Annotated in this window: 25 protein-coding genes and 1 pseudogene; 6 read left to right on the top strand and 20 right to left on the bottom strand. The window is 61.1% G+C overall.

Features of this window, described 5'->3' with window-relative positions:
• Positions 1 to 45: 45 nt before the first annotated feature.
• The 15 genes and pseudogenes from CCONF_RS02005 to rpsJ form a co-directional block, all read right to left on the bottom strand.
• A pseudogene (locus CCONF_RS02005) lies at positions 46 to 1,385 on the bottom strand (IS3 family transposase).
• A 145-nt stretch (positions 1,386 to 1,530) separates the two neighbouring features.
• Complete coding sequence (gene rplE, locus CCONF_RS02000; protein ID WP_290224702.1) at positions 1,531 to 2,082, bottom strand: 50S ribosomal protein L5; 552 nt, start codon at positions 2,080 to 2,082, stop codon at positions 1,531 to 1,533.
• A gap of 2 nt (positions 2,083 to 2,084) precedes the next feature.
• Positions 2,085 to 2,399 (bottom strand): 50S ribosomal protein L24, encoded by a 315-nt coding sequence (gene rplX / locus CCONF_RS01995; RefSeq protein ID WP_070768204.1) that lies wholly within the window; start codon positions 2,397 to 2,399, stop codon positions 2,085 to 2,087.
• 4 nt (positions 2,400 to 2,403) lie between these two features.
• Entirely contained in the window at positions 2,404 to 2,772 is a 369-nt protein-coding gene (rplN, locus tag CCONF_RS01990; RefSeq protein WP_290224700.1) for a 50S ribosomal protein L14, read from the bottom strand.
• Positions 2,773 to 3,101: 329 nt separating this feature from the next.
• Positions 3,102 to 3,410 carry a 30S ribosomal protein S17 gene (gene rpsQ / locus CCONF_RS01985; protein WP_070768202.1) on the bottom strand — a complete coding sequence of 103 codons (309 nt, stop codon included), beginning with the start codon at positions 3,408 to 3,410 and terminating at the stop codon, positions 3,102 to 3,104.
• Positions 3,411 to 3,412: 2 nt separating this feature from the next.
• Positions 3,413 to 3,643 carry a 50S ribosomal protein L29 gene (gene rpmC, locus CCONF_RS01980; RefSeq protein ID WP_070768201.1) on the bottom strand — a complete coding sequence of 77 codons (231 nt, stop codon included), beginning with the start codon at positions 3,641 to 3,643 and terminating at the stop codon, positions 3,413 to 3,415.
• Positions 3,643 to 4,059 (bottom strand): 50S ribosomal protein L16, encoded by a 417-nt coding sequence (rplP, locus tag CCONF_RS01975; protein ID WP_290224696.1) that lies wholly within the window; start codon positions 4,057 to 4,059, stop codon positions 3,643 to 3,645. Before rplP ends, rpmC begins: the two co-directional genes overlap by 1 nt.
• A gap of 3 nt (positions 4,060 to 4,062) precedes the next feature.
• Positions 4,063 to 4,809 (bottom strand): 30S ribosomal protein S3, encoded by a 747-nt coding sequence (gene rpsC / locus CCONF_RS01970; protein ID WP_070768199.1) that lies wholly within the window; start codon positions 4,807 to 4,809, stop codon positions 4,063 to 4,065.
• Positions 4,809 to 5,171 (bottom strand): 50S ribosomal protein L22, encoded by a 363-nt coding sequence (gene rplV, locus CCONF_RS01965; RefSeq protein WP_070768198.1) that lies wholly within the window; start codon positions 5,169 to 5,171, stop codon positions 4,809 to 4,811. Before rplV ends, rpsC begins: the two co-directional genes overlap by 1 nt.
• 3 nt (positions 5,172 to 5,174) lie before the next feature.
• Complete coding sequence (gene rpsS, locus CCONF_RS01960; RefSeq protein ID WP_040084843.1) at positions 5,175 to 5,453, bottom strand: 30S ribosomal protein S19; 279 nt, start codon at positions 5,451 to 5,453, stop codon at positions 5,175 to 5,177.
• A 12-nt stretch (positions 5,454 to 5,465) separates the two neighbouring features.
• Complete coding sequence (gene rplB, locus CCONF_RS01955; RefSeq protein WP_070768197.1) at positions 5,466 to 6,302, bottom strand: 50S ribosomal protein L2; 837 nt, start codon at positions 6,300 to 6,302, stop codon at positions 5,466 to 5,468.
• Between the two features lie 28 nt (positions 6,303 to 6,330).
• Entirely contained in the window at positions 6,331 to 6,633 is a 303-nt protein-coding gene (gene rplW / locus CCONF_RS01950) for a 50S ribosomal protein L23 (protein WP_070768196.1), read from the bottom strand.
• Positions 6,626 to 7,291, bottom strand: coding sequence for a 50S ribosomal protein L4 (gene rplD / locus CCONF_RS01945; protein WP_290224686.1), 666 nt, complete (start codon positions 7,289 to 7,291; stop codon positions 6,626 to 6,628). The genes rplW and rplD overlap by 8 nt, the downstream gene beginning before the upstream one ends.
• Positions 7,288 to 7,944, bottom strand: coding sequence for a 50S ribosomal protein L3 (gene rplC, locus CCONF_RS01940; RefSeq protein WP_070768194.1), 657 nt, complete (start codon positions 7,942 to 7,944; stop codon positions 7,288 to 7,290). The genes rplD and rplC overlap by 4 nt, the downstream gene beginning before the upstream one ends.
• Positions 7,945 to 7,976: 32 nt before the next feature.
• Positions 7,977 to 8,282 carry a 30S ribosomal protein S10 gene (gene rpsJ, locus CCONF_RS01935; RefSeq protein ID WP_003848085.1) on the bottom strand — a complete coding sequence of 102 codons (306 nt, stop codon included), beginning with the start codon at positions 8,280 to 8,282 and terminating at the stop codon, positions 7,977 to 7,979.
• A gap of 753 nt (positions 8,283 to 9,035) precedes the next feature.
• Between rpsJ and CCONF_RS01930 the strand changes: the two genes are divergently transcribed.
• From CCONF_RS01930 to amaP, 6 genes are read left to right on the top strand one after another with little or no spacing between them, the layout of a single operon-like run.
• On the top strand, positions 9,036 to 9,518 hold the full coding sequence (locus CCONF_RS01930; protein WP_435384093.1) for an Asp23/Gls24 family envelope stress response protein: 483 nt from the start codon (positions 9,036 to 9,038) through the stop codon (positions 9,516 to 9,518).
• Between the two features lie 6 nt (positions 9,519 to 9,524).
• The gene (locus CCONF_RS01925) at positions 9,525 to 9,908 is read left to right on the top strand and encodes a hypothetical protein (RefSeq protein WP_290224681.1); all 384 of its coding nucleotides are present in this window, start codon (positions 9,525 to 9,527) and stop codon (positions 9,906 to 9,908) included.
• Positions 9,909 to 9,954: 46 nt separating this feature from the next.
• Positions 9,955 to 10,152 (top strand): hypothetical protein, encoded by a 198-nt coding sequence (locus tag CCONF_RS01920; protein ID WP_290224678.1) that lies wholly within the window; start codon positions 9,955 to 9,957, stop codon positions 10,150 to 10,152.
• Positions 10,152 to 11,072, top strand: a complete 921-nt coding sequence (locus CCONF_RS01915; RefSeq protein ID WP_290224676.1) for an Asp23/Gls24 family envelope stress response protein — start codon at positions 10,152 to 10,154, stop codon at positions 11,070 to 11,072. The genes CCONF_RS01920 and CCONF_RS01915 overlap by 1 nt, the downstream gene beginning before the upstream one ends.
• Positions 11,062 to 11,637, top strand: coding sequence for a DUF6286 domain-containing protein (locus tag CCONF_RS01910; RefSeq protein ID WP_290224674.1), 576 nt, complete (start codon positions 11,062 to 11,064; stop codon positions 11,635 to 11,637). Before CCONF_RS01915 ends, CCONF_RS01910 begins: the two co-directional genes overlap by 11 nt.
• A complete protein-coding gene (amaP, locus tag CCONF_RS01905; protein ID WP_290224672.1) occupies positions 11,630 to 12,190 on the top strand; it encodes an alkaline shock response membrane anchor protein AmaP in 561 nt (186 codons plus the stop codon). The genes CCONF_RS01910 and amaP overlap by 8 nt, the downstream gene beginning before the upstream one ends.
• Positions 12,191 to 12,223: 33 nt before the next feature.
• Here amaP and CCONF_RS01900 read toward each other — a convergent pair whose 3' ends face one another.
• From CCONF_RS01900 to rpsL, 5 genes are all read right to left on the bottom strand, one after another.
• Positions 12,224 to 12,961, bottom strand: a complete 738-nt coding sequence (locus CCONF_RS01900) for a hypothetical protein (protein ID WP_290224670.1) — start codon at positions 12,959 to 12,961, stop codon at positions 12,224 to 12,226.
• 150 nt (positions 12,962 to 13,111) lie between these two features.
• On the bottom strand, positions 13,112 to 14,302 hold the full coding sequence (gene tuf / locus CCONF_RS01895; protein ID WP_290224668.1) for an elongation factor Tu: 1,191 nt from the start codon (positions 14,300 to 14,302) through the stop codon (positions 13,112 to 13,114).
• 423 nt (positions 14,303 to 14,725) lie between these two features.
• Positions 14,726 to 16,855, bottom strand: a complete 2,130-nt coding sequence (gene fusA, locus CCONF_RS01890) for an elongation factor G (RefSeq protein ID WP_290224666.1) — start codon at positions 16,853 to 16,855, stop codon at positions 14,726 to 14,728.
• Positions 16,856 to 17,066: 211 nt separating this feature from the next.
• Positions 17,067 to 17,534, bottom strand: coding sequence for a 30S ribosomal protein S7 (gene rpsG, locus CCONF_RS01885; RefSeq protein WP_290224664.1), 468 nt, complete (start codon positions 17,532 to 17,534; stop codon positions 17,067 to 17,069).
• A 6-nt stretch (positions 17,535 to 17,540) separates the two neighbouring features.
• Positions 17,541 to 17,912, bottom strand: coding sequence for a 30S ribosomal protein S12 (gene rpsL / locus CCONF_RS01880; RefSeq protein WP_290224662.1), 372 nt, complete (start codon positions 17,910 to 17,912; stop codon positions 17,541 to 17,543).
• Between the last annotated feature and the right edge of the window lie 504 nt (positions 17,913 to 18,416).

Raw genomic sequence — 18,416 nt, 5'->3', positions numbered from 1 at the left:
CCCAGCCGGTATGAACTGGCCCCCGAAAGTTGGACTGGTTTAATTCTAGGCGGTTAGGGCTTCAAGGGTCTGATTTCGATATTGCATCGGGGTCAGACCCTTGAGTCGTTGTTGGATGCGTTCGGCGTTGTACCACTGGATGTACTCGTCGATCGCCTGGTTGAACTCTGCGACGGTGTCGAAGACTTCTCCGTGGTACATCTCGGTTTTTAAGTGCCCGAAGAAATTCTCCATGACCGCGTTGTCGTAACAGTTGGCTTTACGCGACATCGACTGAACACCACCGTTGTCATGAATCAGGTTGCGCCAGGACGAATGCTGGTACTGGAAACCTTGATCGGTATGCATCATCCACCCAGGCTCAGGCGCACACGTTTTAATCGTCTTAGTTAAAGAATCGGCGGTAAACGCTGTCGACGGCGATGTAGCCACGGTGTGGGCAACGATTGAACGGTCGTTCAAATCCATCACCGGTGACAGGTAGACCTTGCGGCCTGCGACCCTGAACTCGGTGACGTCGCTGACAAAGACGGTATTTGGCTCATCGGGGTGAACTTGCGATCAAGTGTGTTGTCGGCAATGTGACTGATCGTCCCGTTATAGGAAACATATGGCCTGCGCTGGCGGACCTTGGCTCGAAGCCCCATCTCGCACGTGAGTTTGTAGACGAGCTTGTGATTGACCACCCACCCCTGGTTGCGCAGGTCAAGTAGCACTCGTCGGTAGTCGTAGCGATGCTTTTCACGCTCGAAACTTTCCCGCATCGCGTCTTTGAGCGCAGCGTGCTTATCCGGCTCGCTGAGTCGTTTCTGGTGACAGAAGAACAGTGCTCTCGGCATGCCTGCCGCATCCAAAGGTATTGCAGACGATGCCGTGACTTGAGGATGACAATCGCCTGGACCTTCAGGCGTGTCCCTGATTCCTCAAGTTCCGCAATTTTTTAGATATGCGTTTTCCGCTTCCAACCGTGCGATCTGACGACGCAGCTTCGCTTCCTCCGAGAGCGGCTTCGGCGTGACCGAGCGCTTGGGCCTGCCCTTCCGCTTCGGTTTTAGTTCCTCATCGCCACCTTTACGCCATTTCCACGACCACCCGCTGACCAGCTGCTCTGATGACAGGCCAAACTCGCGCGCAAGATCCATCGCTGTCTCACCAGCAAGGTGGCGTTGGACAACTTCATTCTTGATTTCGAACTAATACTGCGGCTTAGTCGGTTTTTCCACAAGACATAGTCTGCCATGCAGCTTAAACCGACGACAGAGCATACGGGCGGCGTATTTGGAGACACCAAGAGCAGTAGCAGCGGCACCATAGCCCATGCCTTGCAAAAAAACTTCAACCAATTGCTCCCGCTGATGCTCACTCAGCGAACTTCGAGCTCTCAATGAAAAACTACTCCCCACTAATCGGTAACTGATTTCTCAGTCCAACTAATGGGGAGCAGTTCAGTACTTCGTGTGAGTACCCGCCGGGGTTCTTGCTTAGCGCGAGTTCCTAGCCTTGGCTCGGCTGAGAGCTCGGCTTGCTACCTTACTTGAACGGGAAGCCCAGCTCGCGCAGGAGCTTGCGGCCCTCGTCGTCGTTGGTAGCGGTGGTCACGACGGTGATGTCCATACCACGCGGACGATCGATCTTGTCGATATCGATCTCGTAGAACATGGACTGCTCGGACAGGCCGAAGGTGTAGTTGCCGTGGCCGTCGAACTGCTGATCAGACAGACCGCGGAAGTCACGAATACGCGGCAGCGCGATGGTCAGCAGGCGGTCCAGGAACTCCCACATGCGGTCGCCACGCAGGGTGACGCGGGCACCGATCGGCATGCCCTCGCGCAGCTTGAAGTTTGCGATGGACTTGCGTGCGCGGCGCAGCTGCGGCTTCTGGCCGGTGATGAGGGCCAGGTCGTCCAGTGCACCGTTGATCAGCTTGGAGTCACGGGCAGCGTCGCCGACGCCCATATTGACCACAACCTTGGTCACGCCCGGAATCTGCATGACGTTGTCGTAGTGGAACTCCTCGTTGAGGGTGTTCTTGATTTGGTCGCGGTAGCGCGCCTTCAGGCGCGGGGTGTAGTTCTCGCTCATGTTTAGATGTCCTTCCCGTTGCTACGCGCGATACGGACCTTCTTGCCGTTTTCATCGAAACGGTAGCCCACGCGGGTCGGCTTGCCCTCGGAGTCCAGGATCGCAACGTTGGACACGTGGATCGGAGCCTCCTGGGTCACGATTCCGCCGGACTCAGCACCGCGCTCGGTAGCGGAGTTGGCGACGTGCTTCTTGATGCGGTTGACGCCCTCGACGAGGACCTTCTCGCGCTTCGGGTATGCCTCGATGACCTTGCCCTGGGCACCCTTATCCGGGCCCGAGATGACAACGACCATATCTCCCTTATGAATCTTCATAAGACTAGATCACCTCCGGGGCGAGAGAAACGATGCGCATGAAGCGCTTGTCACGCAGCTCACGAGCAACCGGCCCGAAGATACGGGTACCGCGAGGCTCGCTCTCACCCTTCAGGATGACAGCAGCGTTCTCATCAAAGCGGATGTAGGAGCCGTCCGGACGACGGGTTTCCTTCTTGGCACGGACGATGACAGCCTTGACGATGTCACCTTCTTTAACGTTTCCGCCTGGTACGGCCTCCTTGACAGTGGCGACGACAACGTCACCGATGCCAGCGAAGCGACGTACGGAGCCGCCGAGGGGACGGATGACGAGCAGCTCTCGTGCACCCGAGTTATCGGCGACGCGCAGGCGCGATTCTTGCTGAATCACTATGGGTCTCCTGACCTGGATTAACGTGGGACAAGATTTCCGTCCTTGCCACACCTGGTCTACTTACATGATTGGAGCTAAAGCCTTACAACGAACATGTCGAGGGGTCTCGGGGCTGCGGTTCGGAACGCACCGCGCGCCGACCAAGCTTTTAGCAACCCCAATATTCAACCACATGCCGGCCCCTTAACTCAAATCTCTCATCTTTTCATTCTGCAATACGCCGCCGGCCTGTTTGCGCTGGTGCGGCGGCGGGACATAGAAAAAGCCCGCAGCCAACCAGATGGTTGCTGCGGGCCTTAATCGCTTCATCGCGAAAGGGCTAGTTTTTACTTAGCCTTCTCGACGATCTCGACGAGACGGAAGTGCTTGTCCTTGGACAGCGGGCGGGTCTCGGCGATGCGGACGCGGTCGCCGACGCCGGCGATCTCGTCTTCGTCGTGCGCCTTCACCTTGGAGTTGGAGCGCATGATTTTGCCGTACAGGGCGTGCTGCTTGCGGTCTTCAAGCTCGACGACAATAGTCTTCTGCATCTTGTCAGAAACCACGTAGCCGGTGCGGACCTTGCGGGCGCCCTTTTCCTTCTCCTTCTTCGGAGTCGGTTGCTTCTTGGATTCAGTCACGTTTGCCTCACTCATAATTAAGCCTCAGCTCCCGGAGCAACGGACAGGCCCAACTCGCGCTCACGCAGAACGGTGTAAATGCGGGCGATGTCGCGCTTTACAACGCTGACGCGGCGGTTGTTGGTCAGCTGGCCAGTAGCCTTCTGGAAACGGAGGTTGAACAGCTCTTCCTTCGCATCCTTCAGGCGGTTTTCCAGCTCAGAGTTGTCGAGTTCGCGGAACTCGTGGGCGGGGGTACCGGTAGCCATTAGAACTGGTCCTCCTTCTTGATGATGCGGACCTTGCACGGAAGCTTCTGGCCGGCACGGCGCAGAGCCTCAATAGCGGTGGCCTCGTTCGGGTAGCTCATCTCGAAAAGAACGCGGCCCGGCTTGACGTTAGCCACCCACTTCTCGACCGGGCCCTTACCGGAACCCATACGAACGCCGAGCGGCTTCTGGGTCAACGGACGGTCCGGGAAGATGTTGATCCACACCTTGCCACCGCGCTTGACGTGACGGTTAATGGCAATACGTGCGGCCTCAATCTGACGGTTGGTGATGTACGCCGGCTCCAGAGCCTGGATGGCGTAATCACCGAAGTTGATGCGGTTACCGCCCTTGGAGACACCGCGCCGACCCGGGCGGTGCTGACGACGGTACTTGACGCGCTTAGGAATCAGCATGGATTAGCCCTCCTGCTTCTGCTGTGCGCGCTGACGGCGCTGGCCGCCGCGGCGGGAACGACCACCACGGTCGCGGCCGCGGCCCTGCGCCGGAGCGTTCAGTTCGGATTCGCGTACGCCGCCGACAACGTCACCCTTGTAGATCCACACCTTAATGCCGATGCGGCCGAAGGTGGTGTGGGCCTCTGCGGTGCCGTAGTCGATTTCCGCACGCAGGGTGTGCAGCGGAACGCGGCCTTCGTGGTAGCGCTCGGTGCGGGACATCTCAGCGCCGCCCAGACGACCAGAGCAGAGGACCTTGATGCCCTTGACCTGCGGCTGGCGCATAGCGGACTGGATAGCCTTGCGCATAGCGCGGCGGAAAGCAACGCGGTTGACCAGCTGCTCAGCGATGGACTGAGCAACCAAGGTGGCGTTGGCGTCGACCTGCTTGACCTCGAGAATGTTGAGGGCAACCATCTTGCCGGTGAGCTTTTCCAGCCCACGGCGGATGCGGTCGGCCTCAGCACCGCGGCGACCGATCACGATGCCCGGGCGGGCGGTGTGAATGTCGACGCGGACGCGGTCACGGGTGCGCTCGATGACGACGTCGGCGATGCCGGCGCGCTCGAGACCCGTCGACAGGTACTCGCGGATCTTGATGTCTTCGGCTACGTACTTTGCGTAGTCGTCCTTATCGGCGTACCAGTGGGTCTTCCAGTCGGAAGTGATGCCCAAACGTAGGCCGTGAGGATGGATTTTCTGGCCCATTACTTGGCCCCTTCCTGCTGGCTCTCGACCACCACGGTGATGTGGCTGGTGCGCTTACGGATCATGAATGCGCGGCCCTGGGCGCGCGGCTGGAAACGACGCATGGTCGGACCCTCGTTGGCGTAAGCCTCGGAGATGACCAGGGTCTTCGGGTCGAGCCCGAAGTTGTTCTCAGCGTTAGCAGCGGCCGAGGCAACGACCTTAGCGACCGGCTTAGCAGCGCCCTGCGGGGCGTACTTCAGGATAGCCAGTGCCTCGGATACGGACTTACCGCGTACCAAGTCGATAACGCGGCGCGCCTTCATCGGGGTTACGCGGACGTAACGGGCCGTAGCGCTGGCGTTGGTGATGGTGTCACTCATCGCTTATCGACGTCCCTTCTTGTCATCCTTGACGTGACCCTTAAAGGTCTTGGTGGGGGCGAACTCGCCCAGTTTGTGGCCGACCATGGAGTCGTCGACAAACACCGGCACATGCTTCCGGCCGTCGTGGACGGCGAAGGTGTGGCCAATGAAGTCCGGCAAAATGGTCGAACGGCGGGACCAGGTCTTGATGACCTGCTTGGTGCCTGCCTCGTTCTGAGCATCTACCTTGTTGAGGAGGTGCTCATCGACGAAGGGGCCCTTCTTTAGGCTGCGTGGCATTTTTACCTCCTCTTAGCGCTTCTTGTTCGGGCGACGACGGCGCACGATCATGTTGTTGGAGTAACGGTTCGGGTTGCGGGTACGGCCTTCCTTCTGGCCCCACGGGGAAACCGGGTGGCGACCACCGGAAGTCTTACCCTCACCACCACCGTGCGGGTGGTCGACCGGGTTCATAACAACACCACGGACGGTCGGGCGAACGCCCTTCCAACGCAGACGGCCGGCCTTGCCCCAACGGATGTTCATCTGGTCAGCGTTGCCGACCTCACCGACGGTAGCGCGGCAGCGGATGTCCACGCGGCGGATTTCGGAAGACGGCATACGCAGGACTGCGTACTTGCCTTCCTTACCCAGCAGCTGGATGGAAGCACCAGCGGAGCGGGCCAGCTTAGCGCCGGCACCCGGCTTCAGCTCTACAGCGTGGATGATGGTACCGGTCGGGATGTTGCGCAGCGGCAAGTTGTTACCGGTCTTGATATCGGCGTTGGCGCCAGAGTCGACCATGGTGCCTTGCTTCAGGCCCTTCGGTGCGATGATGTAGCGCTTCTCGCCGTCCACGTAGTGGAGCAGAGCGATGTTTGCGGTGCGGTTCGGGTCGTACTCGATGTGAGCGACCTTTGCCGGGATGCCGTCCTTGTCGTTACGACGGAAGTCGATCAGACGGTAACGGCGCTTGTGGCCACCGCCGATGTGGCGGGTGGTGATGCGACCGTAGTTGTTACGGCCGCCGGTCTTGCTCAGGGGACGCAGCAGGGACTTCTCCGGAGTAGAACGAGTGATTTCCTCGAACTTAGACACGGAGGATGCGCGGCGACCCGGAGTTGTCGGCTTGTATTTACGAATAGCCATAATTCTTCCTTACTTCTCGACTTTCCTCTTAGGCGCCAGCGCCGAAGATGTCGATGGAGTCGCTGCCCTCACGGAGCGTCACGTAGGCGCGCTTGGTGGACTTGCGTCGGCCGAAACCGGTGCGGGTGCGCTTCAGCTTACCCTCGCGGTTAACGGTGTTGACGGAGTCGACCTTCACGCCGAAGATCTGCTCTACGGCATCTTTGATTTGGGTCTTGTTGGAGTCCTTGGCGACGAAGAACGTGTAGACGTTCTGCTCCATCAGGCCGTAGGACTTTTCAGAGACGACCGGGGCGATGATGATATCGCGCGGGTTAACGGTCTTAGCCATTGTTGACCTCCTTGGCCTCGTCAGTGCCGTTGACACGGTTGACGAAGGTATGCAGAGCCTCAACGGAGAACACAACGTCGTCCGCGTTCAGGACGTCGTAGGTGTTCAGCTGGCCAGCGTCCAGGATGTGGACGTTTTCCAGGTTGTTGGCGCTGCGGCGAGCGTTCAGGTCCTCGCGGCCGATGACCAGCAGCACGTTCTTGCGGTCGGTCAGGCGCTCGAGGAAGGCCTTAGCCGACTTGGTGGACGGCTTCTGGCCCGGAACCAGTTCTTCGATGACGTGGATGCGCTCGTTGCGAGCACGGTCGGACAGTGCGCCAAAGAGAGCAGCCTTGATCATCTTCTTCGGGGTGCGCTGCGCGTAGTTACGCGGCTGCGGACCGTGCACGGTGCCGCCGCCAGTGTAGTGCGGGGCACGGATGGAGCCCTGACGAGCTCGGCCGGTGCCCTTCTGGCGGAACGGCTTGCGGCCACCGCCGCGGACATCGCCGCGGGTCTTGGTGGCGTGGGTGCCCTGACGGGCGCCAGCCAGCTGAGCGGTAACGACCTGGTGCATCAAAGCGATGGATGCCTCGGTGTCAAAGATTTCAGCCGGCAGCTCCACGGAGCCGTTGGTCTTACCCTCAGCGGTCTGGACGTCTAGCTTAAGGTTGCTCATGCGTGTGCACCGCCCTTCACTGCGGTCTTAACGGTGACGAGTCCACCGCGCACACCCGGGATAGCACCCTTGATGAGCAGCAGGTTAGACTCGGCATCGATCTTCTGAACCTTCAGGTTTTGCGTGGTAACGCGGTCCTGGCCCATGCGGCCAGCCATGCGCTTACCCTTGAAGACGCGGCCCGGGGTAGCAGCGCCGCCGATACCGCCGACGCGGCGGTGAGCAGCCTGGTTACCGTGGGCAGCGCCCTGGCCGGCGAAGCCGTGGCGCTTCATAGCGCCGGCGTAGCCGTGGCCCTTGGTGGTGCCGGTGACATCCACGAAGTCAACGCCTTCGAAGATCTCAACGGTCACGTCCTGGCCGACCTCGTAAGCGGAGGTGTCGTCCATACGGATCTCGGCCACGTGGCGACGCGGGGTCACGCCAGCCTTCTTGAAGTGGCCAGCGGCCGGCTTCTTAGCCTTGCGGGGATCCATGTCGCCGAAGGCGATCTGGATGGCGTTGTAGCCATCGGTTTCTACGGTACGAATCTGGGTGACAACGCACGGCCCAGCCTCGACGACGGTGACCGGCACAACGCGGTTCTCCTCGTCGAAGACCTGGGTCATGCCGAGCTTGCGGCCCAGAATGCCCTTGATCTCGTTTTCACTCATTAGTATTTCTCCACCAAAGTTCTATTCGTCGATCACTGAATGTTCACGTCGACACTTGCCGGAAGATCGATGCGCATCAGGGCGTCAACGGTCTTCGGCGTCGGGTCGAGAATGTCGATCAGGCGCTTGTGGGTGCGCATTTCGAAGTGCTCGCGAGAGTCCTTGTACTTGTGTGGAGAACGAATAACGGCGTATACGTTCTTTTCGGTCGGCAGCGGCACCGGGCCAACGACACGGGCACCCGTGCGGGTGACAGTTTCGACGATCTTCTTGGCAGAAGCGTCGATAGCCTCGTGGTCATAGGCCTTCAGCCGAATGCGGATTTTTTGTCCCGCCACGCTTATCCTCTTTCTCGCTTTCCCACTTTCACATACCCGGTTCTACCGGGGCGTGAAGCGGTGGAAATTTGCTTCTCGATTTCTCTATAACGTTGTCCGGGCCAGGGGCCTGGGCGCAACGCCAGTTGTCTTGACTGCCATGACGGCGAAGAAGTGCTCGGCCTGGCAAAAACAGGCACCGACTTCCTTTCGGGGTACAAGACCCGAAGTCAATTCAAGCTACTCGAGGACGGTTTTCACGCATTACACGTGGCAATCCGAACCGATTTACTATACTGCCGCTGTTTATTTGCCATGCCCCTTCTCCGGTTCTAATTCTCGGGATGTCTCTGCTCAAACGCGGACCTAGCCCGATCCTTAGACCTTCGTTAGCACCTGCCGGAGCAGGCCCTATGCGAAAGCGTCATGTTCGCCTTACCAGCGCCAGCGTCTTCCTCCTCCTCTCCGGAAGCCCTTCCGCAGTTTCCTACCGCGGCCTTTCCGTCAGTCCAGAGGACACGCTGCCGTGTTAAAGCAACCCTTGTATTAAAGCACGTAGACTCGCTTTTTCCAAACCATTGCCCAAACAGTGCTAAAAGTCACCTTTGCATAAAGATTTCTCTATCCCTGCATTAACAACGAGCCGGTTCCGTGAAATCTCCGTATAATTTGTGCCGTAAATAAAACCCCATTATTGAAAGGGAAATAGCTGTGGCTAACAACACCGCAAACTCCGGCAAGAACTCCAACAACAACTCGGCTAACGTAAACAAGGTGCAGGATTCCGCTTCCCAAAACGCCCCGGCCCAGAAGGTCAGCGGCGAGGAGGTCTCCCAGCGCAAGGTGAACTCCAACCTGGAGACCGAGTACGGCACCACCACCATCGATGACGACGTGGTGGCCAAGATCTCCGGTATCGCTGCCCGCGAGGTCTCCGGCGTTTCCGCCCTGGGTGGCGGCGGCGCCCGCATGCTGGGCTCCATCCGTGAGTCCTTCGGCGCTTCCGAGGACGTCCGCCAGGGCGTGTCCGTTGAGGTTTCCGAGGGCACCGCTGCAGTCGAGGTCGCCATCATCGCCGAGTACGGCGTGGCCATCCACGAGCTGGCCGAGGCCATCCGCCGCAACATCATGAACGCTGTGGAGCGCATGACCGGCCTCAACGTTGACCGCGTCGACGTCATCGTCCACGACGTGAAGCTGCCGGGGGAAGACCACGACGACCACGAGCAGCAGGCCATCGCCGGCAACCAGGCGTAGTAACTCATGCCCAGCCCCCGTTCTCGCTTCCTCTTAGAGGCAGACCAGGCCCAAGGGCTAGCTGCAGCACTGGAAGGACTTCCCGGCGTCGCCGAGCTTTTCGGCGGACGCTTCGGGGAAGTCTCTCTGTATTTCCCGGGTCAACGCATCCCGGGCATCCGCCACATGCACCAGCGCAACGACACGCAGATCGAAATCCAGGTGGTCGCGGATCTTTCCCACACTAAGGATCTCCACGATCTGGCCGACCGCGTGCGCGACAAGGCCCGGGAAACCGTTCCCGAGCTGCAACGCGTGGACGTCCGCATCGCGGATGCTGTCCCGAACGCCTCCGCTGTAGCGAACGCGGACTCTTCCGCCGCCCAACCGGCCCCTGGCCCGACCTCGTAGACGAGCAAACAGCCCGACTTCTACTTTCCCACCGAAGGGTAAACCTATGAACAACTACACCACTTACGGCATCGTCGCCGGTGTTGTTTTGGCCTTCGCCATCATTCTGGGCAATCTGCCCCTGGTGCTGCTTTTAATCCTGTTCGGCGCCATCGGCGGTGTCATCGGCGCGCACTTTGATGGCCGCATCAATCTTTCCGAAATTTGGTACAACATCATCGGCAAAGACAAGGGCCAAGGCTAATGACCGACACCCCGAACAACCCCACTGGGGCCGGGGCGGATAACGCTGGCGCGACGGATATTTCCATCCGCACTTTCGACAAGTTGGTCACGGCAGCCATCCGTTCCGTGCCCGGAACCTGCGACGTGGACTCGAAACTCGCCGGTATCGTCGGCCGCGGCTTCCCGCGCGTGCACGCCCAGGTAGATTCCTACCGCCGCGTCCTCGCGGTGGAGGCTTCCATCGCGGTCACGTGGCCCGCGCCCGTAACCCAGGTCGCAGAGCAGGTTCGTGCCGCCATCGCGGAGGCCGCGCGCACCTACACGGACTACGAGACCACCCGGGTCAACGTCGCCGTGGGCACCGTGGTCCCGGGCGAGCGCATCGCGCCGACCAGCGTGGCCGCCCGCCCGCACGCCGCGGCGTTTAGCCCGCAGGTCAACCCGCACCGCATCTGGCAGCCGGAGACGGTACGCGGCATCGACAAGCTCGCGGAGATCCACTCGCCGGAGCCGGTCCGCCTGCGTTCTATCGACGCCGGCCGCGAGCCGGAGGTGCGTTCCGTGTCCCCGGACGCCTCCCCGTTCCGCCCACGCCGGATCGCGCAGCCGCGCGAGGCTCGGGTCACCAGCCCGGTCACCCCGGAGCCGGTTACCCCACGCTCGGTGCAGGCCCCTGCCCCGAGACGCTTGCGCGCCCACGGCGAGGCCTTCGAGCACGAGCCGCGCCCAGTGCGCACCGCGTCCAGCCAGCCGCTGCGTCGGATCGAGATCCGGCCCGCCAACCCGTCGCCGGCGCACGTCTACGCGCCTCGCCCGGAGCCGCTGCGCCAGATCGAGGTCTCGCCGCTGCAGGTCCGCAGCCCCGAAATCGTCCCGTCCCATAAGCGCCGGAAGGCGCCTCAGCCGCAACCGCCGAAGGGAGGCTACGATGTCCGCTAATCCCGATAACAAGGAAATCGTCGGCCTAGGCCAGCAGCCCACGGCCTCCCCCGCCGCGCGCGGCTGGGCCATCTTCCTGGGCCTGTTGTTGCTCGCGCTGGCCGTCGTGGCCGGCCGGGAAACCTGGCTCGTGGCCACGGACGCCAACGCCAGTTCCTGGGTCACCCCGGTCACCGACCTAGTGGCGCGGGAGAACCTGGAGACCTGGATGATCTGGGCCGGCGTGGCCGCGGTCGTGGTGGGTCTTATCTTCCTCATCGTGGCCTTCAAGCCGCGCCGGAAGACCCACATGCGCCTCGAGTCCGAGCGAGCCTCGGTCTGGCTGCGCGCCGTGGACGTGGCCCGCCGCTCCAGCGCGGTGGCCCGCCAGGTCCCGGGCGTTGCGGCCGCCCGTACCCAGGCCACGGACAAGAACGTCAAGATCACCGTCAACGGGGACACCGAAGATCCGGCGCTGGCCCCGCGCGTGGAGGAGGTCGTCAGCCAAGCACTGCAGACGCTGGAGTCCACCCCACGGGTCAGCGTGACCATCGAGCCGGTCCAGGAGGTCGAAACCAATGTCTAGAGCACTAGCAACCGTTGACCGCCTGCTGTTCTTCCTGCTGGGCATTATCCTCATCGTGCTGGGCCTGTGGCCCATCCTGATGCACTTTGACGTCGGCTTCGCCAACCAGGCCGCCGAGTGGGTCAACCACGACGTCTGGGGCAGCCTCAGCGAGCAGTCCTGGTGGGTCTACGTCCTGGCCGGCACGGCCGTCGTGGCCTTCATCCTGGGCCTGTGGATCATCGTGGCGAACTCGCGGCCGCACCGCTTCAACAAGCTGACCTCGTCGGCCTCCAACGACGAGGGCCAGGTGACCATGTCGATGAACCCGATTGCCGGGGGCATCGCCAGCGCCCTGGAAAACCTCGACGGCGTGGAGACCGTGGACCGCCGCGTGGCGTACGACCGCAAGCGGCCGACCATCGCCTACACCGTCATCAGCAGCGCGGAAAAGCCCCTGGCTGACCTGCGCGCAGAGATCGAGCAGTGCGAGAGCGACTTCCGCCTGGCGTTCCCGGAAATGGACGTGGACACCACGTACAAGCTCCACTACTCCAAGCTGAAGGCGCGCTAAAAAGCCGCTGGGTCTAGGGCCGGCGAGCTGGCCCTAGCACTCCGCGACGAGAACGTCCTGGATGGCGCCAAAGCGCGCCACCTCGCCGCCCGGCAGGCAGACAACCATCTGCCCGCCCGGGCGGCATTGTTCTATCTTCTCCCATTTAAGGCTCCGCTGCTGCAGGTCCCGGCGGCCGGCGGAATAGACCCGCAGCCCGTGGCCGAGCACCAGCGTCTGATCCTGGTCGGTCTTTATCACCCAGACGATATCGCCCACCTCCCGGCGCCGCAAGGGCTTCTCCGGCGTGGCCGAGGCCAGCATCTCCTGCGCCTGGGCGATCTCCTCGTCCGCGACGCGCTGGAGAGACTCGCACACGCCCAGACGGTGCTCAATGCCGTCCGCGTCCGCCACCACCAGCGGACGCGCCGGCCCAGTCGGTCGCAAGCGCGAATAGTCCCAGACCACCGGTTGCAGGGCGCGCACTTGCCCGCCGTCTTCCCGGAAGGAACGCACGACAATTCGCTCCGGATAGACCATCACGCGCGCGGTGGGCGCTTGCGTGGACACCAGCCAGCAGCCCTGCGCCACCCCGCCCTCAGTAGGCAGCAGCCCGGGGCGCTCCTGCGCCATCTGTTCCAGCGCGGCGACCAGGTCCGCATCCGCAGTACCCCAGCCAATCCCCCGTTCTGCCAGCTGCGCGAAGATAGTGGCCAGGGATTCCTCCGGCCGGCCCTCCCAGGCCTCCCGGAGGGCGGCTAGCGTCTTTTCAATACGGGTTGGATCATGCACCCGTCCAACTCTATTACACCGCGCCTGGGCCGCTGGCCCGCCCACCCTGGGCGCCGGCGTGCAAAGTCCGAAGACGCGAAAAAGCCGCCTCCCCCAAGGAGGAAGCGGCTCAATCTATTACGCCTTAGCGCGGCGCGTTAGGGGCATCGATTACTCGACAACCTTGGTAACGCGGCCAGCGCCGACGGTGCGGGAGCCCTCGCGGATAGCGAAGCGCAGGCCCTCGTCCATAGCGACCGGCTGGATCAGCTCAACGCTCATCTCAACGTTGTCGCCCGGCATAACCATCTCGGTGCCTTCCGGCAGCTTGATGACGCCGGTGACGTCGGTGGTGCGGAAGTAGAACTGCGGACGGTAGTTGTCCATGAACGGGGTGTGACGGCCGCCCTCTTCCTTCTTCAGGACGTAGACGGAACCCTCGAACTTGGTGTGCGGGGTGTAAGCGCCCGGCTTGATGATGACCTGGCCACGCTCGACCTCCTCGCGCTTGGTACCACGCAGCAGCAGACCACAGTTGTCGCCAGCCTCGGTGTAGTCCATCATCTTGCGGAACATCTCGATACCGGTGACGGTGGTGGACATGGACTTGTCCTTGATACCGATGATCTCGACGTCCTCGTTGACCTCGAGACGGCCACGCTCAACACGGCCAGTCACGACGGTGCCGCGGCCGGTAATGGTGAAGATGTCCTCGATCGGCATCAGGAACGGCTTGTCGGTCTCGCGCTCCGGATCCGGGATGGACTCGTCGCAGGCATCCATCAGTTCAACGACGGACTTAACCCACTTCTCGTCGCCCTCGAGAGCCTTCAGAGCGGAGATGTGAACGATCGGAGCTTCCTCGTCGAAGTCCTGCTCGCCCAGCAGCTCGCGGATCTCCATCTCGACCAGCTCGATGATTTCCTCATCATCGACCATGTCGCACTTGTTCAGTGCGACGAGGATGTACGGAACGCCAACCTGGCGAGCCAGCAGAACGTGCTCGCGGGTCTGCGGCATCGGGCCGTCGGTAGCGGCGACGACCAGGATAGCACCGTCCATCTGAGCAGCGCCGGTAATCATGTTCTTGATGTAGTCGGCGTGGCCCGGGGCGTCCACGTGTGCGTAGTGGCGCTTCGGGGTGGAGTACTCAACGTGGGAGATGTTGATGGTAATACCGCGCTCCTTCTCCTCCGGAGCCTTATCGATCATGTCGAAAGCGAAAGCGGTGTTCTCTTCCGGGTACTCGTCAGCCAGCACCTTGGTGATCGCTGCGGTAGTGGTGGTCTTGCCGTGGTCGACGTGTCCGATGGTGCCGATGTTAACGTGCGGCTTCGAACGCTCGAACTTCTCCTTTGCCACTGTATGTCCTCCTGGACTATATGGTGGCTACGACCTTCGCAGCCACGTGGTTGACAGTTGCCATAGGCACGTGGGTTGTTACCGCGTGCTTATGACGCTTTCTTTACGTGCCAGTTACACGATCCTAGATTTATGCCGCGGATATTTCAAACCGCCCTCGCGGGAGGTCTGTCCGCGGAAGTTAGTGCGGACGTTATCTCTCGACAAGAATCTTTGCGGATCCTAGGTGAGCGGTAACGGCCGGCTCAGCCTGCAATGTCGCGGTGTTTACACTGCGGGGTTACAAAGCTCAGCTCGACCGCTACCGACCCAACCTAGTTCCTAGGAAGGGTCTGGCATTCCCTAGCGCAGAATACCAAACACGCAAGCTTCCTAGGTTCTTGGGGTTGCTAAAACCCCAAGTAGTTGCCGGGGTGAATACCCCTAGTTGGCGTTGCCGGTGCGCTCAGCGATGATCTCCTGGGCCACGCTGGAGGGAACCTCAGCGTAGGAGTCGAAGACCATGGTGAAGTTTGCACGGCCGGCGGTCGAGGAACGCAGGTCGCCGATGTAGCCGAACATCTCGGACAGCGGAACCTTGGCCTTGACGACCTTGGCGCCAGCGCGGTCTTCCATAGCGTAAACCTGGCCACGGCGGGAGCTGATGTCACCGTTAACGGTACCCATGTACTCCTCCGGGGTGACGACCTCGACGGCCATCAGCGGCTCGAGCAGGGTCGGCTTCGCCTTGGCAACGGCTTCCTTCAGGACCTGGGAGCCGGCCAGCTTGAAGGCCATCTCCGAGGAGTCCACGTCGTGGTAAGCGCCGTCTTCCAGCGTGGCCTTGATGTTGACCAGCGGGAAGCCTGCCAGGTAGCCGTACTGCATGGCGTCCTGGATACCAGCGTCGACGGACGGGATGTACTCCTTCGGAACGCGGCCACCGGTGACCTCGTTGACGAACAGGTACTGCGGGTTCTCGCCCTCTTCCAGGGTCTCCGGGTCCGGGTTGTACGGCTCGATGGAGACGATGACCTTTGCGAACTGGCCGGAACCACCGGTCTGCTTCTTGTGGGTGTAATCCAGGGATTTAACCGGCTTCTTAATGGTTTCGCGATAAGCAACCTGCGGGTTACCAATGTTGGCCTCGACCTTGAACTCGCGCTTCATGCGGTCAACCAGGACGTCCAGGTGGAGCTCGCCCATGCCGCCGATGACGGTCTGGCCAGACTCTTCGTCCAGCTCGACAGTGAAGGTCGGGTCCTCGTCCGCCAGCTTCTGGATGGCGGTACCCAGCTTCTCCTGGTCGGCCTTAGTCTTCGGCTCGATGGAAACCTTGATAACCGGATCCGGGAAGTCCATAGACTCCAGGATGATCGGGGCGTCCTTGGCGCAGAGGGTGTCACCAGTGGTGATGTCCTTCAAGCCAATGATGGCGTAGATGTTGCCGGCCACGGCCTCATCCACCGGGTTCTCCTTGTTGGCGTGCATCTGGAAGATCTTGCCGATGCGCTCCTTCTTACCCTTGGTGGAGTTGATGATCTCGTCGCCCGTGGCGACGCGACCGGAGTAGACGCGCACGAAGGTCAGCTGACCGAAGAATGGGTGAGCGGCAATCTTGAAGGCCAGACCGGAGAACGGCTCGTCCTTGGACGGCTTACGGGTCATGTCCTCTTCTTCGTTGCCCACGGCGTGGCCGTGCACCTCGCCGACGTCCATCGGGGTCGGCAGGTAGTCGATCACGGCGTCCAGCAACGGCTGGACACCCTTGTTGCGGTAAGCGGTACCACACAGGACCGGGTAGATCTCGGAGTTGATGGTCAGCTTGCGGATGCCGGCCTTGAGCTCCTCGATGGTCAGTTCCTCGCCACCGAAGTACTTCTCCATCAGCTCTTCGTCGGATTCGGCGACAGCTTCAACCAGCTTCTCGCGGTACTCGGCGGCCTTGTCCTTGAGGTCGTCCGGGATCTCCTCGATGGTCGGCTCAGCACCGGTCTCGACCTTGCCGCGCCAGGTGATGGCCTTCATCTCGAGCAGGTCGACGACGCCGTCGAAGTCATCCTCAGCGCCGATCGGCAGCTGCATGACCAGCGGCTTAGCGCCCAGGCGGTCGATGATCGTCTGCACGGTGAAGTAGAAGTCAGCGCCCAGCTTGTCCATCTTGTTGACGAAGCAGATACGCGGAACGTCGTACTTAGCAGCCTGACGCCACACCTGCTCGGACTGGGGCTCGACACCTTCCTTGCCGTCAAAGACGGCGACGGCACCGTCCAGAACACGCAGGGAACGCTCCACCTCAACGGTGAAGTCCACGTGGCCCGGGGTGTCGATGATGTTGATCTGGTTGCCTTCCCAGAAACAGGTGACGGCGGCGGACGTAATGGTGATGCCGCGCTCCTTCTCCTGCTCCATCCAGTCAGTCGTGGAGGCACCATCGTGAGTCTCGCCTACCTTGCGGTTAATACCGGTGTAGAACAAGATACGTTCGGTCGTGGTGGTCTTACCAGCATCGATGTGGGCCATGATGCCGATGTTGCGGACCTTCTTCAGATCCTTAAGCACTTCTTGTGCCACAGTCTTTACCCCAACTCATAGTCGTTAAACGGATAGTTCTCGGTCAATTGTGCCACTATTAAGCCGCTTTAGCAGCACATGGGCGCCTAAAACACCCAAAGTGGCCTGCGAGACAAATGCCCGAGCAACGATTATCAAGTTATGGGCGCCGTGCGACGGCGCGAAAACTAGGTTGTCGTTACTCGGGCATGTGCGTGCAGTCTGCTGGGAATTACCAGCGGTAGTGGGCGAAGGCGCGGTTGGCCTCGGCCATCTTGTGGGTGTCTTCGCGACGCTTCACGGAAGCACCCAGACCATTGGCGGCGTCCAGGATCTCATTAGCCAGACGCTCAATCATGGTGTTCTCACGACGCTGGCGGGTGAAGGTCACCAGCCAACGCAGGGCCAGGGTGTTGGCGCGGCCCGGGCGGACCTCCACCGGCACCTGGTAGGTAGCGCCACCGACACGGCGGGAGCGAACCTCAAGATCCGGGCGGATGTTGCCCAGAGCCTTTTCCAGCGTGTCAACCGGCTCGGTACCGGTCTTCTCACGGCACATCTCCAGCGCACCGTAGACGATACGCTCTGCGGTCGACTTCTTACCGTCCTTAAGGACCTTGTTGACCAGCTGAGTAACCTGCTCAGACTGGTAAACGGGATCCTTTACAACCGGACGCTTCGGAGCAGCATTCTTACGCATTTTTTATTACTGTCCCTTCTTCGCGCCGTAACGGGAACGAGCTTGCTTACGATCCTTGACGCCCTGGGTATCCAGCGCGCCACGGATGATCTTGTAACGGACACCCGGAAGGTCCTTCACACGACCACCGCGCACCAGCACCATGGAGTGCTCCTGCAGGTTGTGGCCCTCACCCGGGATGTAGGCGGAAACCTCGATGCCGGAGGTCAGACGAACACGGGCGACCTTACGCAGTGCCGAGTTCGGCTTCTTCGGCGTGGTGGTGTACACGCGGGTGCACACGCCACGACGCTGCGGGGAGCCCTTCAGCGCAGCGGTGGACACCTCGCTGCGCTTGCTGTGGCGGCCCTTGCGGACCAGCTGTTGAATAGTTGGCATATTTTCAGTCTTTCTGTTGACTTCTACGGCCGGCCGCCGGATAAGGGGACTAAACATGCAAAAATGAGGGCTCTTTTCCGGGGCCCTGCCGCACGTCCAGAACCTCACCCTAGCCGCGGCCAGTTTAAGGATCAGACTTCTTCGCCGCACGTATACGACGAGACCTTTGGAACTTTACCGGATAACACGCCAAAAAGAAAAATCACCGCCGGACCAAAACTTTAGTGACAAAGTCCACGGAACTTTCCCCTCCCCGCCGAAGGGGTAGGCCGAACGACGGACTGGGGCGAACGTCACGACCACTACATGGCCCCGGGTTCGCGCAGCGAACTCTGGCCCGAAACCACAACATGTTGGGCTAGTGAGCTACCACACCGGAATATATGGCGTTTTGACTACCTCACACCGCCGAAATTACAGCTATGTTGTCCATCGAAAGCGCTTTTTACTTCGCCCAGCCCCGGGCACGCGGCACCGGCCCTGCCGCGACGGCTTCACCACTTC

The sequence above is a fragment of the Corynebacterium confusum genome, assembly GCF_030408715.1.
GTDB lineage: Bacteria > Actinomycetota > Actinomycetes > Mycobacteriales > Mycobacteriaceae > Corynebacterium > Corynebacterium confusum.
This window is presented reverse-complemented; position numbering and strand designations above follow the sequence as displayed.